This window comes from Pseudomonas sp. QS1027 (genome assembly GCF_002814235.1).
Classification (GTDB): Bacteria; Pseudomonadota; Gammaproteobacteria; order Pseudomonadales; family Pseudomonadaceae; genus Aquipseudomonas.
Window position 1 is genome coordinate 1 of the sequence record NZ_PHSU01000018.1, and the last position, 14,271, is coordinate 14,271.

A 14,271-nucleotide genomic window follows, 5' to 3' on the forward strand; every position below is an offset into this window, starting at 1 on the left:
GGTCGCCTTGGGCGTGGCCTTCGAACCCAAGGTACTTCAGGTCGAGCCTGCCAACATAGGCGTCAATCACGCGAACAAGATGATCATCGGGAATCAGATCCTCCAACGAAACCGGAAACAAACTGGTTTGATCGCGCGTTTCACCTTGGATGTAAGCCATAACGAAAAATGCTCCGTATCTTTCGATACGGAGCATTTTCTTCAACCTCGACGCAGATTGCTAGGTTTTCACACAGTCTGCTCGGCCGGTTTTTTTCTGCCCGTCGCTTTCAGCGAAGCTTGGCCAGGCACGCCTCGAGGATATCCAGCCCTTCCTCCAGCACCGCCGCTTCGGTGGTCAAAGGTGCCAGCAATCGGATGATATGCCGCGACTTGCCGCTGGGCATCAGCAGCAAGCCGGCTTCGCGGGCCAGGGCCAGCAATTGCGTCAATTGTGCCGACGCAGGGCTGCCGTCGGGGTTGATCAACTCGATGCCACGCATGGCGCCAACACCGGTCAGTCGCCCCAGGTAAGGTGACAGCTGGTGGGTGTGCCAGGCCTGGTGGCGGCTGACAATCGCTTCTTCCTGTTGTGTGCCCCAGGCGTGCAAATGGGCGTCGGTCATTTCGTCCAGGGTCGCCAGGGCTGCGGCACAGGCAATCGGGTTGCCCGAATAGGTGCCGCCCAGTCCGCCTTTGGGCAGGGTGTCGAGCAGCGCCTTGCGCCCGACCACCGCCCCCAGCGGTACACCGCCGGCAATGCTCTTGCCGAGCAGGATCAGGTCCGGCTCAATCCCCAGTCGCGAGAACGCAAAGCGCTGGCCGGTGCGGCCGAAGCCGGACTGGATTTCATCGGCGATCAGCAGGATCTTTTTCTCATCGCAGAAGCGCCGCAGGGCTTGGGCGAATTCCACGTCCAGGGCCAAAAAGCCCGCTTCGCCCTGCACTGGTTCGAGGATAAAACAGGCGATGTCCTCGACATCGATCTCGACGCTGAACAGCCGCTCCATCGCCTTCAGCGCCTCGGCGCAGGTCACGCCGTTGTCTTTGCTGGGGAAGGGCAGGTGATACACCGGCCCCGGCAGCACCCCGACTTTCTGTTTGTAGGGGGCAACCTTGCCGTTGAGATTGAGGGTGGCGAGGGTGCGGCCGTGGAAGGCGCCGTCAAAGGCGATCACGGCGGTGCGGCCGGTGGCGCCACGGACGATCTTCAGGGCGTTTTCCGCCGCTTCCGCGCCGCTGTTGGTGAGCATGCCGCTGACCGGGTAGGTCACCGGAATAAACGCCGTCAGGCGATCCATCAGTTCGAGGTAGGGCGCATGGGGGGAGGCGTTGAAGGCGTAGTGGGTCAGCCGGGTGGCCTGTTCGCGAATGGCCTCGACGATGCGTGGGTGGCAATGACCGAGGTTGAGTACGCCGATGCCGCCGACAAAGTCGATATAGCGTTTGCCGGCGGTGTCCCAGACCTCGGCGTTCTTGCCGTGGCTGAGGCTGATCGGGTGAACGATGGAAATCGACTGACTGATGGTTTCGCTGCTCATGGAGGCCTGACTCGAAAGAAGGAAGACTTCTTTTTATCTAAGCCGTGAGCAGCGGTCCCCGGCAAACGAAATAAAGTCGCCGGGTCAATCTTAAAAGTCGCGATGTGCTGGGCAGGCCTTGAATCAGCGCCGGGTCAGCGGTGCCTGGGCGAACTTCACGCCGGCCAGGCCATGGGCGATCAACGCGCGGATATTGCCGTGATCGTTGCCTTCAGGGGTGGCCAGGACCGAACGGTAATGCTCGCCGAAGGCCAGCAGGGCTTCCTGGTCGCTCAAGCCTTCCAGCAGCGCCAGGCCGAGGGTCTTGCACGAGCCTTCGTTCTGCCCGGCGGCGTTTTCCACGCCACCGTTGCTGAAGGCTTGTGGCTGGTAGTCGTAACCGGCGGCAACGAAGGCCAGGGTGTCGGCAAAAACATGTTCGCCGCTGTTGAGGCGGGTGCGCAGGGTGTTCAAATCACTCATGGGGTTTTCCTTTGGCGAACGCCGCCTGTTGTTCGGCGCTGGCTTCTTGCTGGTATTGGGCTTTCCACTCGGCATAGGGCATGCCGTAGACCACTTCACGGGCGTCGTCGAGGCTGACCTCGATCTGGCGTTCGTCGGCTTCGGCCTTGTACCACTTGGACAGGCAGTTGCGGCAGAACCCGGCGAGGTTCATCAGGTCGATGTTCTGCACATCCTTGCGGCTGTCCAGGTGGGCGACCAGCCGGCGAAAGGCGGCGGCTTCGAGTTCGAGGCGTTCTTGCTCGGTCATGATGGGCTCTGTGGGGGTGAAGTAGGGCGCGATGATAAGAGCCTGGCGCGGTGAACGCCAGACGGCTCAGTGGCTCAACGGCTCGCCGCGAGCGTAATCGACACCGACTCGGCAAAGCGCAGCGCGTGGGGCTTGTCGACTTCGACCTCGGCATACAGCACGGCTTCGTTGCTCATCACCAGGTCGAGCAGTTCCTGGGTCAGGCGTTCGAGCAGGGCAAAGCGGTTGCCCTCCACATGCTGGATGATCGCCTTGGTGATGGTGCGGTAGTTCAGGGCGTGATCGATATCGTTGTCGCGCACCGCTTCCTGGGCTGCATAGAGGATGGTCAGGTTGATCAGCACATCCTGCTTGTTGAGGATCTCGTCCTCGTTGATACCGATAAAGGTACGCAGGCACAGGTCCTTGACCCGAATGCGCGCCATGCCGGGTTGAAGTTGTGGCATTGCTACTTGCTCCGTCCAATCAGTTGCAGGAACTCCATGCGGGTGGTGCTCGAATCGCGCAGGGCGCCGAGCATCACCGAGGTGTTCATGGTCGAATTCTGTTTTTCCACGCCGCGCATCATCATGCACATGTGCTGGGCTTCGATCACCACCGCCACGCCGGCGGCCTGGGTCACCTGCTCGATGGCGTCGGCGATTTGCCGGGTGAGGTTCTCCTGGATCTGCAGGCGCCGGGCGAACATGTCGACGATGCGGGCGATCTTCGACAGCCCGAGGACCTTGCCGGTGGGCATGTAGGCGACATGGGCCTTGCCGATAAAGGGTAGCAGGTGGTGTTCGCACAGCGAGTACAACTCGATGTCCTTGACGATGACCATCTCGTCATTGTCGGAGGCAAACAGCGCACCGTTGACCACCTCGTCGAGACTCTGCTCATAGCCGTGACACAGGTACTGCATGGCCTTGGCGGCCCGTTTCGGGGTGTCCAGCAGACCCTCGCGGTCGGGGTTTTCGCCCAACCCCAGAAGGATCTCGCGGTAATGCTCGGGCAGTGTGGCACTCATGGAAAAGGTTCCTCGCGGGGCGGCTTATTTAAGGTGCCGGCCGCCGTTGACGGTCAAGGTTGTGCCGGTGACATAGGGGTTGTCCAGCAGGTAGCGCAGGCTCTGGTAGACCACCCCGGCTCCGGGCTCGATACCCAGGGCCGATTTGGCCAGGGTCCTGGCGCGGTACGCCGCGTCGTCGTCGGGGTTGAACATCAGCAGGGCCGGGGCGATGCCGTTGACCTTGATCCGCGGCGCGTAGCGGGCCGCGAAGGACAGGGTCAGGCTGTCCAGGCCGGCCTTGCTGGCGCAGTAGGCCATGTGCTGGCTGCTGCCCTTGCGGGTGACATCGTCGCTGATGTGCACGATGTCGGCCATTGGCGAGCGCTCCAGCAGTTCGGCGCAGTGCAGGTTGATCAGATAGGGCGCGAGCATGTGCAGGCTGAACATCTGGGTAAAGGCCGCGGTTTCGTTACCGGGGGTTTCCGCCAGCCAGGCCGAGGCATTGTGGACAATGGCCCGCAGGCAGTCGGTGTGCTGCTTCAGCGTCTCGATAAAGGCCAGGATCCCGGCTTCGCTGGAGAAATCGGCGAACAGCGCGGTAGCGCCGAGGTCGCGCAGGGCCTGGACGCCGGGACGCTCGCTGCGATAGCTGAAGATCACCGGGTAGCCGTCGGCCAGCAGTCGCTGCGCGCAATGCAGGCCTACACGCTGGCCGGCGCCAGTAATCAGGATCGGGGCAGAAGACGGTGGCATCGAAGGCTCGTGGCAAGCGGTGGAGAGGCGTCGGTCGACGTTGAAGTCAAAACTATACCAGCCACACCGCTTGTACAACTGCCAAGCCGGATACTGCGTACCGTCAATGCCGGGCAGTGGCCGTGTCGCCGGGCAGCGCCTTGGCCTGGGTACTGTGCAACCAGCCCGCCAGCAGGTGGGTCGACAGCGGAATGAAGAAGTAGACCATCAGCGGGGTCAGCACCAGGGTGCTGACCATTACCCGTGGCACCAGGCTCAGTTCGGCGAGCAACGGCCCGAGGCCAAAGTTGAACAGCAGCGAGACCGGAAAGAACGCCAGCCAGATCGCCACCGCCTGCTTCCAGCGCGGCGGCCGTTGGCCCGCGGCGCCGAACCAGCCGTCGATGCCACTGACCCGGCGCTCCTGTGGCCCGGCGAACAGGTCGCTGCCGCGTGCCAGCCAGGCCTTGCGCGAGGCCGAGTGTTCCCAGGCGCCCAGGGTCGTGGCATCGCTGAAGCGGAAAATCATCTGGAATTCGTTGTCCCCGGGCGGCGGGGCGAGCACGCCGGAGCCCAGGTAACCGGGAAAGTCGGTGGCGAGCAATTCGCCTTCGTGCAACCAGGCGAGCAGGTCCTGGTAGCGGCCATCGGCAACGCGCCGGGCAACCATCATGGTGACGGGTGAGGTAGACATCATGTATCTCCGTAAGACAAGCATGCCGCCCGGATAGGGCCGATGCGCAACGCAGCGCCGGGGTGGTGGGCTGCGGTGGTGGACAGGCAAGAATTATTCCCTATTCCGGGAAATGCACCAAGCCGGCGAGTCGTATTGCGTATGATTTGCAGAGACTTGGATCCAGTGGGCTAGAATATCTGCCAAATCCTACTCATAAATGTGTGACAGATGCCCGTCATGACCGAACTTGAACCTGCCGCGCCGCTCTTGCGGGTGCTGAAACAGGAAGAGTTGTTTCCCATTCGTGAAGTATCGCGCCTGACCGGCGTCAACCCGGTCACCCTGCGGGCATGGGAGCGACGCTACGGTTTGATTCAGCCGACCCGCACCGAAAGTGGGCATCGGCTCTATGCCATGAGCGATATCGAGACGGTCCGCACCATCATGGGCTGGATCGAGCGCGGCGTGGCGGTGAGCAAGGTGGGCAAGATCCTGGCGAAGACCGCCGTCCAGTCCGTGCCTATTCACACCCCTTCCGGCATTGCGGCGCAATCGATTGCCCAGACTGAGTGGGACGACTGGCAGGCGCGAATGCGCGCGGTGGTCAGCACCTTCGACGAGCCGGCCCTTGAGCGTCTCTATGGGCAGGTGTTTTCCAGTTATCCGCTGACCGTGGTGTTCCAGAATATCCTCCTGCCGCTGTGGCAGCGCCTGCAGCAGAGCAGTGAGTTCGGCCAGGCCAGCGAGTGGCTGTTTCTCGATGCGTTCCTGCGCGCACGGGTCCTGCAGCGCCTGCACCTGGTTCACGGTCTGCCCTCCCAGCGCATCGTGCTTGCCGCTTTACCGGATCAATGTCGTGAGCTCGAATTGTTGGTGGCCGGCCTGTTGTTGGGTGATGGCGACCGCAGCGTCAGTGTCCTGGCGATCGGCCAGCCTTTCGATGAACTGACCCTGGTCTGCGAAAAGGTCCGGCCCGAGGCGCTGGTGCTGTATTCCAACCGCTCGCCGATGACCGATCTGCCACGCCGGCTCAATCGCCTGGCGCTGTCGGTGGACTGTGCGGTGATGTTGGCCGGGGATGTCTCGGAGCTGTTGCAGGAGCGCCTGGAAGGCTCAAGCATCGGCTGTCTGGGCAATGACGGCCGGCTGATGCGCCGGCGCTTGCAACAACTGTTGGCGGGCCGTCTCGACACCTGATCGACGATCAGGCGGCCGGACGCGCCGAACGGTTGCGTTATGGCTGCTTTGCGCCTGCCGCCTTGAGCGCCTCCAGCTCCGCCTGGACCTCGGCCAGTTGCGCTTCCAGCTGGGTTACCCGCTGTTGCGCCTTGACCTGCCCCGTTACGTCTTTTTGCACGCCGACGAAGTAGGTCAACTGGTCGCTTTCGTTGAACACCGGGGACAGCGATAGCTCGTTCCAGAAATGACTGCCGTCCTTGCGGTAGTTGCGCAGGATCTGTCGGCACGGCTTGCGCGTGTTCAGGGCTTCGCGGATCAGCTCCAGCGCCGGCTGGTCGCGGTCGCCCGATTGCAGGAAGCGACAGTCCTGGTAGAGAATTTCTTCGTTGCTGTAACCGGTCAGGCGTTCGAACGCCGGGTTGGCATAGATCAGGATATGGTCTTCGCCTTCCTGTTCGGTCACCACGATCCCATCGTTCGACGCGTCGATCACCATTTGCAGCAGTTTGGGATTTATCATTTTTCAAAGCCCCGGCAGTCCGTTGACAAGTCCGGCGAAGTTTAAGACATCGTCTTGAATAATCCATCCTATTTGCTGGCGGCGAGGGGCGGGTTTTGTGAGAAAGTCTCTCATCTGCTGGTATCCTGGGTTTTTTATCACGCATCAGGATCAGATTGATGAAAGTCGCCATCCTTTCCGGCTCGGTCTACGGCACCGCAGAAGAAGTTGCCCGCCACGCTGAAAAAATCCTTCGCGAGGCCGGTTTCGAGGCCTGGCACAACCCGCGGGCGACCCTCGCCGATGTCCAGGCCTTCGCCCCGGAGGCCTTCCTGGCCGTGACCGCCACCACCGGCATGGGTGAACTGCCGGACAATCTCCAGCCGCTGTATAGCGCCATTCGCGATCAGTTGCCGGCGGCGTGGCGCGGCTTGCCGGGCGGGGTGATCGGCCTCGGTGATTCCAGCTACGGCGACACCTTCTGCGGTGGCGGTGAACAGATGCGTGAGCTGTTTGCCGAGCTGGGCGTGCGCGAGGTGAAGGACATGTTGCGTCTGGATGCCAGCGAAAGCGTCACCCCGGAAACCGACGCCGAGCCCTGGCTGGCTGAGTTCATCAGCGCGTTGCGCTGAGGCTGGGTCGCTCGCGCGCCAGCGCCAGCCAGGCCTGGGCGGCCTTGGACAGGTAGGCGCCGCGGCGCCAGACAAAGGCAATGTCCCAGCGCAGGTCGGTCGGTGAGCTCAAGGTCAGGCGCACTACGCCGGGCCGTATCAGCGAACGCGCGACCACGCTGGGCAGCAGCGCCACGCCTTGCCCGGCGGCCACCAGCGCGGCGAGAAAGTCCGCCTGGCCGCTGCGCCCGCTCTCCTTGGGGGTGAAGCCGGCTTGCCGGCAGGCCTCCATCAAGCGGTGATTGAGCACAAAACTGCGCTGGAACAGCAGGAACGGCGTATCGGCCAATTGCTCCAGGCGGATGGAGCCTTCCTCGGCCAGCGGATGATCGGTCGCCAGCAACACATCCAGGGGCTCATCGCAAAACGGCTGGTAGTCGAATGCCGGATCGCTCGGTTTGAGGCCCGCCCCCAGTTCCAGTTCGCCGCTCAGCACCGCCGGCTCGATCGTCAGGCTACCGCCTTCGAGCAGGTGAATGCTGATATTCGGGTAGCGCCGCCGGTACTCGGCGAAAAGGCTGGCGAACAGGGCCTCGCCGCCCAGTTGCGGCAAACCCAGGCGCAGTTCGCCCCGGGCCAACTGGCTCAGGTCATCCAGTTCGCTGAGCAACTCGTTGCGCAGGCGCAGCATGGCTTCGGCCCGCTGAACGACCACACTGCCGGCCGCCGTCAGCAGAACCCGCGAGCCGTGACGATCGAGCAGCGGCGTGCCGAGGTCGTGTTCGAGCTGGGCGACCTGCTTGCTCACCGCCGATTGGCTGATGTGCAGGGTTTTCGCCGCCTGGGTGAAACCGCCTTGGCGGACCACCTCGATAAAGCTGCGCAGTTGCTTGAATTCCATGGCCTGATTCCAAAGTGGAATGGCTACCAGTCTAACAATTCGCTTTTGGGATGGTAGTGACAACTTTAAAATCGGGTTCCTGAGAGGACCTGACCCGATGAACCGTCTGTTGCTGAAAAAATCCTGCCGCCTGCTCGCCGAACTGGCCGTGTTGCTGGGGCTCTATCAGCTGGGCACGCTGTTCGCCGCCTGGAGCCACTGGCCGGTCCCCGGCGGGGTGATCGGCCTGGCGCTGCTGTTGCTGGCGTTCGCTACCGGCTGGGTCAAGCCCGCCACCCTGCAACTGGGGGCCGGGCTGCTGATGGCGGAGATGTTGCTGTTCTTTATCCCGGCGTTGATGAGCCTGCTGGACTACGGCGCCATGGTCCGTCAGGACGGCTGGCGGATTCTGTTGGTGATCGGCGTCAGTACCCTGGCGGTGATGCTGGCGACGGCCTTTACCGTCGAGTTTGTCTGCCGCTGGAGCACCCGTCGTGAAGCTTGAGTGGATGTCCCTGTTCTGGCTGGGGCTGACCTTGGCCGCTTATGTGTTCAGCCGTTGGATGTATGGCCGCACGGGTCGCTATCTGCTGTCGCCACTGATTCTGGTGCCCATCGTATTACTCGCGGTGGCGCTACCGTTGCACACGGCGTACGCCGAATACTCGCGCGATACCCACTGGCTGATGCTGATCCTCGGGCCGGTCACCGTGGCCTTCGCGGTGCCGATCTGGCAGCAGCGGCAGATGCTGGTGCGCCATGGCCCGGCGTTGCTGCTGGGCATGCTCGCCGGCAGCGTCGCGTCCATCGGCACTTCCTATGGGTTGGCCAGGGCGCTGTCGCTGGATAACAGCCTGACCCTGTCGCTGGTGCCGCGCTCGATCACCACGCCCTTTGCCATGCCGCTGGCGCAGAACCTCGGCGGCGTGCCGGAGCTGACCGCGGTGTTCGTGATGGTCACCGGGGTGTTCGGGGCCTTTCTCGGCGGGCTGCTGCTCAAGTGGTTGCCGTTGCGCAGCAGCCTGGCCCGCGGTGCGCTGTTCGGTGTCGGAGCCCACGGGGCCGGGGTCAGTCGCGCCCGTGAAGTCGGCGGTGAAGAGGGTTCGGTGGCGGGCCTGGTGATGGTGTTGACGGGGCTGCTGAACCTGTTTGCCGCGCCTCTGTTGGCGGCAGTGATCTGACCCGCTGAGTCATCAAGCTGGCTGGCAATGCAACTCCGTCGGGGCAACCGGCTGCTCTAGACTGGTCGGTACTAGAATAAAAGCCGGAAACCACCGAGGTCAGTGCCGTGAACGCAGCCCCTGTTACCGCCGCACCCGATGTGAAGAGCCAAGTCAGCGCCGCCGAATGGCAGACCCGCGTGGACCTGGCGGCCTGTTATCGCCTGGTGGCGATGCACGGCTGGGACGACCTGATCTTCACCCATATCTCGGCCAAGGTGCCGGGTACCGAGGATTTCCTGATCAACCCCTACGGGCTGATGTTCCACGAGATCACCGCGTCGAGCCTGGTCAAGGTCGACCAGGCCGGCAACAAGCTGCTGGACAGCCCCTACGAGATCAACCCGGCCGGCTACACCATCCACAGCGCCATTCATGAGGTGCGGCACGACGTGACCTGCGTACTGCACACCCACACCGCCGCCGGTGTCGCGGTCTCGGCGCAGCAGCAGGGCGTTCTGCCCATCAGCCAGCAATCGTTGTTCGTGCTGTCGAGCCTGGCGTATCACGCTTACGAAGGAGTGGCCCTCAACCATGAGGAGAAAGCGCGGTTGCAGGCCGACCTGGGCGAAAACAATTTTCTGATGCTGCACAACCACGGCTTGCTCACCTGTGGTTCGACCATCGCCGACACCTTCCTGATGATGTTCACCTTCCAGCGCGCCTGCGATATCCAGGTGCTGGCGCAAAATGGCGCGGCGCCGCTGATCGTCATCGAACCGCAGATTCTCGCCGGGGCCAAGGCCATGGTCGCGGCGGTGACCCGCAGTGCCCAGGGCATGGGCGGGGCGCTGGCGTGGCCGGCACTGCTGCGCAAGCTGGACAAAGAGGACTCCGGGTTCAGGCTCTGAGGCCACTGCCCGGCTGGCGTCAACGGGGAGGGTCGCGGCCAGGGCCGGACTATCCTGCTGCCTTATCGCGTACCATTCAGCCCTGGCCGACTTTATTGTGACCAAAGGCCGGGTGTCCGACACTCGGCGTCTATTTCCATCGGCCCTGGCTGGAGTCCTGTATGAGTGAGTCTGTGCGCTTCGAAGATAAAGTGGTGATCGTCACCGGAGCCGGCGGCGGCCTGGGGCGTGCCCATGCACTGCTGTTCGCCCGTCATGGGGCGAAAGTGGTGGTCAACGACCTCGGCGGCTCGGCCCATGGCGAAGGCGCCAATGCCTCGGCGGCGGACAAGGTGGTGGCCGAGATTCGCGAGGCCGGCGGTACGGCCGTGGCCAACCATGACTCGGTCACCGACGGCGACAAGATCGTACAGAACGCCCTGGATGCCTTCGGTCGTATCGATGTGGTGGTGAACAACGCCGGCATCCTGCGGGACAAGACCTTCCTGAAAATGGAGGATGCCGACTGGGACCTGGTTTACCGGGTGCATGTCGAAGGCGCCTACAAAGTCACCCATGCGGCCTGGCCCCATATGCGTGAGCAGAATTACGGCCGGGTGATCTTCACCGCGTCGACTTCCGGTATCTACGGCAATTTCGGCCAGTCCAACTACGGCATGGCCAAGCTCGGCCTGTATGGCCTGACCCGGACCCTGGCCATCGAGGGCCGCAAGAACAACATCCTGGTCAACGCCATCGCCCCGACGGGCGGCACGCGCATGACCGAAGGCCTGATCCCGCCGCAGGTGTTCGAGCTGCTGAAGCCGGAACTGATCAGCCCGCTGGTGGTGTTTCTCGGCAGTGAGCAGTGTGATGAAACTTCCGGCCTGTTCGAGGTCGGTGGTGGCTGGATCGGCAAGACCCGTTGGGAGCGCAGCCTGGGCGCCGGCTTCGACCCGCACAATGGCTTTTCGGTGGAAGACGTGGCGGCCAGCTGGAAGCAGATCTGCGATTTCGACGGCGCCGTGCACCCGAAGGACACGCCTGAAGCCCTGCGGGAAATGATGGCGAATCTGCAGAAGTACATGGCCTGAAAGCAAGGCTACCTGACACAGCGCAGTACCTGTAGGAGCTGGCTTGCCGGCGATAGCGGCCGCGAGGGCGATACAAGGCTCAAAGTCCTCATCGCAGCCGGCTCCTTACAGGGGGGGCGGTGTTTTAATAACCGGACAGGGGCAAGCCCTGCACCGGTTTTGCCTCAGTTGGCCTGTATTGCCCCCGGGAAGTACTTCTCCACCAGTGCCGCGAGGATGGCCGCAGTCTCGGCATCCAGCACCCCATCGTAATTCTCCGCTCGGAAATGCAACTGGAAGGCCCTGACCAGTTGTTTGAACCCCGTTTGCGTGTCGGCTCCCGTCACGTCATACCCGTACTTCCTGAACCGCTCCAAGGTTGTTTTCTGCGGCGGCAGGCCTGCGCGGAGATAGTGCTGCAGGTAGCGGTCGCGGGTGCTCTCGTCGTACCAGGCACCAATGCCCGACAGGTACAGGTCGTGCCAGGGAAAGGCGGCCCCCGGATCACTCTTGCGGCTCCAGGCGATATCCGAATGCCCGACCACCTGGGTGGGCGTGATCTCGGGATAGCGGGCGAGGATATTCAACGACAACTGTTTGAGCGCCTCGATCTGCCGGGGCTCATAGGGCGGAAAATGAAACTGCCCCCCGCTGTCTGAAGCCAGGTTGACGATCTCGATGCCGATCGAAGTGTCGTTGAGCTGTGTTCTGCCGGCCCAGGCACTGGCGCCCGCATGCCAGGCGCGCTTTTCTTCGTCGACCAGATTGAAGACTTCCTGCTCCTTGAAACCGGCCTGGAGATAACTCGGGTCGGTGACATCGGGCACCAGGTAATGGCTGCTGACCTGGGCCCCGGTGAGGGCCTTGACCGAGCTGGCAAAGTCGATGGCGGTGTAATGCAGCACCAGAAAGCGAACCCTGTCGTTGAAACCCCGGGTGCTGCGATAGGTGTTGTAATTGATCGGTTTCATAAGCGACTCCTTCCCTATCACGTGATGTGGTTGAGCGGAACAGGGTGAGTCGTGGTGTTGAGTCGGGAAAGAGGCTTGGATCGTTCCAGGTTGTAAGAAGGGTCCTTGGTTACCTTTGAAGTTTCAGCGGTCCTGAAAGAGCGGCGTGACGATGAATGATGCAGGCATAAAAAAGGCCACTGCAAACGCAGTGGCCAAGGGAAGACGTTCGATCAAGGAGTAAATCAACGTCAGTAAAGAGTAGATGACGATCATAATAAGGCGTTCAGTTTCGCTGAAACAGCCTGCTTTGCGACAATCACTGTTACCGCTGGGGTAACAGTTGCCCGTTCAAGTCGCGATGTCCGGAGCCGCCCCGGCTACCCTCCATCCATGTGCGCTATGACGCCTTATCCACCGGTTCGATGGTGCGCTGCAACGCGCGCCGCAGGCACTTATTCATCCTTTCGAGGTACGGCACGAATACCTCCTTGGTGCGCTTATCGCTCCCGTTGGTGGTGAGTAGGGTGAAGCCTTCTGTCACACACCGGGGAAGACGCATGACAAAAACAACAATGCGCGCCATCTTCACGCCGCAGGCTCTGGCCATCGCGGTTGCCATGGGCGTCAGTGCGCAGGCGCAGGCGGTTTCGTTCAATATCGGGGAAATCGAAGGTCAATTCGACTCGTCCCTGTCGGCTGGCGTGAGCTGGGGCCTGCGTGATGCCGACAAGACCCTGGTGGGGGTGCCCAACGGCGGCACCGGCCAGGCTTCCACCGGTGATGACGGACGCTTGAACTACAAGAAAGGCCAAGCCTTCTCGAAGATCATCAAGGGCATTCACGACCTGGAATTGAAGTACGGTGACACCGGCGTCTTCGTCCGGGGCAAGTACTGGTACGACTTTGCGACGGCCGACGGCAGCCAGGACTTCAAAAACATCAGCGATTACCATCGCGATGAGGGGGCCCGCTCTTCGGGCGCGGAAATCCTCGACGCCTTCGTCTACCACAACTACTCCATCGCCGATCTGCCGGGCACCGTGCGCCTGGGCAAGCAGGTGGTCAGTTGGGGTGAAAGTACCTTTATCGGTAACTCGATCAACAGCATCAACCCCATCGACGTCTCGGCGTTTCGCCGGCCGGGTGCCGAGATCAAGGAAGGCCTGATCCCGGTCAATATGTTCTTTGCTTCCCAGAGCCTGACCGACCAACTGACGGTCGAAGGGTTCTACCAGTTGAATTGGGAAAATACCGTCGTCGACAACTGCGGCACCTTCTTCGGCAACGATGTGGTGCAACACGGTTGCAACAACAACTACACCGTCGGCAGTCCGGCGATTGCGCCGTTGCAACCGGTTGCCGCGGCGTTCGGCCAAGGCTTCCAGGTCACGCCAGAGGGTGTCGTCGTGCAGCGGGCCGATGATCGTGACGCCCGTAACAGCGGTCAATGGGGCATGGCCCTGCGCTGGCTGGGCAGCGACACCGAGTACGGCTTGTACTACATGAATTATCACAGCCGTACGCCGACAGTGGGCACTATCACCGCCGGTCAAAGCACGATTAACAGTATCCCGGGTGTGATTGCCACCGGTAACGCGCTGTCCCCTGGAAACGGGGTAAACCTGGCCACCAGCATGCTGCTCGGTCGTGGTCAGTACTACCTGGAGTATCCGGAAGATATTCATCTCTATGGTGCGAGCTTCTCCACTACCTTGCCCACCGGCACCGCCTGGAGTGGCGAGATCAGCTACCGGCCCAATGCACCGGTGCAGATCAACACCACCGACCTGACCCTGGCCCTGGTCAACCCGCTCAGCGGTGGCACCTCCTCGCCGCTCCAGACTTCGGCCGGCGCCGACAACTCCGGCTACCGCCGCAAGGAAATCACCCAGATACAAAGCACCCTGACGCAGTTCTTCGACCAGGTCCTGGGTGCCGAGCGCCTGACGTTGGTGGGCGAGGCGGGGATGACCTACGTCGGCGGCCTGGAGACCAAGGACAAGATTCGTTACGGGCGTGACTCGGTCTACGGCGCCTATGGCTACCAGGGTGATACCAGCGGTTTCGTCACCGCGACCTCCTGGGGCTACCGTGCCCGGGCGATCCTCGACTACAGCAACGTGTTCGCCGGGATCAACCTCAAGCCCAACGTGTCCTGGTCCCATGACGTCAAGGGTTACGGCCCCAACGGCCTGTTCAACCAGGGCGCCAAGGCGGTCAGCATCGGTTTGGACGCCGACTACCGCAACACCTACACCGCGAGCCTCAGCTTCACCGACTTTTTCGGTGGCAACTACAACACCCTGATTGACCGTGACTTCGTGGCGCTCAGCGTCGGCGCGAACTTCTGATCCAG

At 62.2% G+C, this 14,271-nt stretch carries 17 protein-coding genes and 1 pseudogene; 7 read left to right on the top strand and 11 right to left on the bottom strand.

All coding sequences use genetic code 11. The features are described 5' to 3' along the window. From CWE01_RS17160 to CWE01_RS17195, 8 genes and pseudogenes are all read right to left on the bottom strand, one after another. Positions 1-196: pseudogene (locus CWE01_RS17160) on the bottom strand (IS5/IS1182 family transposase); the annotation flags it as partial. Between the two features lie 73 nt (positions 197-269). Further along, positions 270-1,520, bottom strand: coding sequence for an aspartate aminotransferase family protein (locus tag CWE01_RS17165; RefSeq protein ID WP_100941736.1), 1,251 nt, complete (start codon positions 1,518-1,520; stop codon positions 270-272). Between the two features lie 123 nt (positions 1,521-1,643). After that, the gene (locus CWE01_RS17170; protein WP_100941737.1) at positions 1,644-1,982 is read right to left on the bottom strand and encodes a HopJ type III effector protein; all 339 of its coding nucleotides are present in this window, start codon (positions 1,980-1,982) and stop codon (positions 1,644-1,646) included. Then, positions 1,975-2,271 (bottom strand): DUF1244 domain-containing protein, encoded by a 297-nt coding sequence (locus CWE01_RS17175; RefSeq protein ID WP_100941738.1) that lies wholly within the window; start codon positions 2,269-2,271, stop codon positions 1,975-1,977. Before CWE01_RS17175 ends, CWE01_RS17170 begins: the two co-directional genes overlap by 8 nt. 74 nt (positions 2,272-2,345) lie before the next feature. Next, positions 2,346-2,717, bottom strand: coding sequence for a dihydroneopterin triphosphate 2'-epimerase (gene folX / locus CWE01_RS17180; protein WP_042935429.1), 372 nt, complete (start codon positions 2,715-2,717; stop codon positions 2,346-2,348). A 2-nt stretch (positions 2,718-2,719) separates the two neighbouring features. After that, positions 2,720-3,280, bottom strand: coding sequence for a GTP cyclohydrolase I FolE (folE, locus tag CWE01_RS17185; RefSeq protein WP_100941739.1), 561 nt, complete (start codon positions 3,278-3,280; stop codon positions 2,720-2,722). A 24-nt stretch (positions 3,281-3,304) separates the two neighbouring features. Continuing rightward, the gene (gene folM, locus CWE01_RS17190; protein WP_100941740.1) at positions 3,305-4,015 is read right to left on the bottom strand and encodes a dihydromonapterin reductase; all 711 of its coding nucleotides are present in this window, start codon (positions 4,013-4,015) and stop codon (positions 3,305-3,307) included. A 103-nt stretch (positions 4,016-4,118) separates the two neighbouring features. After that, on the bottom strand, positions 4,119-4,688 hold the full coding sequence (locus tag CWE01_RS17195; RefSeq protein WP_100941741.1) for an antibiotic biosynthesis monooxygenase: 570 nt from the start codon (positions 4,686-4,688) through the stop codon (positions 4,119-4,121). A 210-nt stretch (positions 4,689-4,898) separates the two neighbouring features. Here CWE01_RS17195 and CWE01_RS17200 point away from each other — a divergent pair, with 210 nt between their 5' ends. Then, positions 4,899-5,867: a MerR family transcriptional regulator gene (locus tag CWE01_RS17200; RefSeq protein ID WP_100941742.1), complete on the top strand. Its 969-nt coding sequence runs from the start codon at positions 4,899-4,901 to the stop codon at positions 5,865-5,867. A 37-nt stretch (positions 5,868-5,904) separates the two neighbouring features. Here CWE01_RS17200 and CWE01_RS17205 read toward each other — a convergent pair whose 3' ends face one another. Further along, positions 5,905-6,369, bottom strand: a complete 465-nt coding sequence (locus CWE01_RS17205; protein ID WP_100941743.1) for a PAS domain-containing protein — start codon at positions 6,367-6,369, stop codon at positions 5,905-5,907. Positions 6,370-6,527: 158 nt separating this feature from the next. On the opposite strand from CWE01_RS17205, the gene CWE01_RS17210 reads away from it, so the two are divergent. Further along, positions 6,528-6,980 carry a flavodoxin gene (locus tag CWE01_RS17210; protein ID WP_100941744.1) on the top strand — a complete coding sequence of 151 codons (453 nt, stop codon included), beginning with the start codon at positions 6,528-6,530 and terminating at the stop codon, positions 6,978-6,980. On the opposite strand, the gene CWE01_RS17215 is transcribed toward CWE01_RS17210, so the two are convergent. Continuing rightward, the gene (locus CWE01_RS17215) at positions 6,964-7,860 is read right to left on the bottom strand and encodes a LysR family transcriptional regulator (RefSeq protein WP_100941745.1); all 897 of its coding nucleotides are present in this window, start codon (positions 7,858-7,860) and stop codon (positions 6,964-6,966) included. The genes CWE01_RS17210 and CWE01_RS17215 overlap by 17 nt on opposite strands. Positions 7,861-7,957: 97 nt before the next feature. Here CWE01_RS17215 and CWE01_RS17220 point away from each other — a divergent pair, with 97 nt between their 5' ends. The 4 genes from CWE01_RS17220 (at position 7,958) to CWE01_RS17235 (ending at position 10,983) form a co-directional block, all read left to right on the top strand. Further along, complete coding sequence (locus CWE01_RS17220) at positions 7,958-8,344, top strand: CidA/LrgA family protein (RefSeq protein ID WP_100941746.1); 387 nt, start codon at positions 7,958-7,960, stop codon at positions 8,342-8,344. Then, positions 8,334-9,020, top strand: coding sequence for an LrgB family protein (locus CWE01_RS17225; RefSeq protein WP_100941747.1), 687 nt, complete (start codon positions 8,334-8,336; stop codon positions 9,018-9,020). Before CWE01_RS17220 ends, CWE01_RS17225 begins: the two co-directional genes overlap by 11 nt. Before the next feature lie 107 nt (positions 9,021-9,127). Beyond that, positions 9,128-9,910 (top strand): class II aldolase/adducin family protein, encoded by a 783-nt coding sequence (locus CWE01_RS17230; protein WP_100941748.1) that lies wholly within the window; start codon positions 9,128-9,130, stop codon positions 9,908-9,910. Between the two features lie 161 nt (positions 9,911-10,071). Beyond that, positions 10,072-10,983, top strand: coding sequence for an SDR family oxidoreductase (locus CWE01_RS17235; protein ID WP_100941749.1), 912 nt, complete (start codon positions 10,072-10,074; stop codon positions 10,981-10,983). A 164-nt stretch (positions 10,984-11,147) separates the two neighbouring features. On the opposite strand, the gene CWE01_RS17240 is transcribed toward CWE01_RS17235, so the two are convergent. Continuing rightward, positions 11,148-11,933, bottom strand: coding sequence for an N-acetylmuramoyl-L-alanine amidase (locus tag CWE01_RS17240; protein ID WP_100941750.1), 786 nt, complete (start codon positions 11,931-11,933; stop codon positions 11,148-11,150). A 539-nt stretch (positions 11,934-12,472) separates the two neighbouring features. On the opposite strand from CWE01_RS17240, the gene CWE01_RS17245 reads away from it, so the two are divergent. Then, positions 12,473-14,266: a DUF1302 domain-containing protein gene (locus CWE01_RS17245; RefSeq protein ID WP_100941751.1), complete on the top strand. Its 1,794-nt coding sequence runs from the start codon at positions 12,473-12,475 to the stop codon at positions 14,264-14,266. Positions 14,267-14,271: the final 5 nt, after the last annotated feature.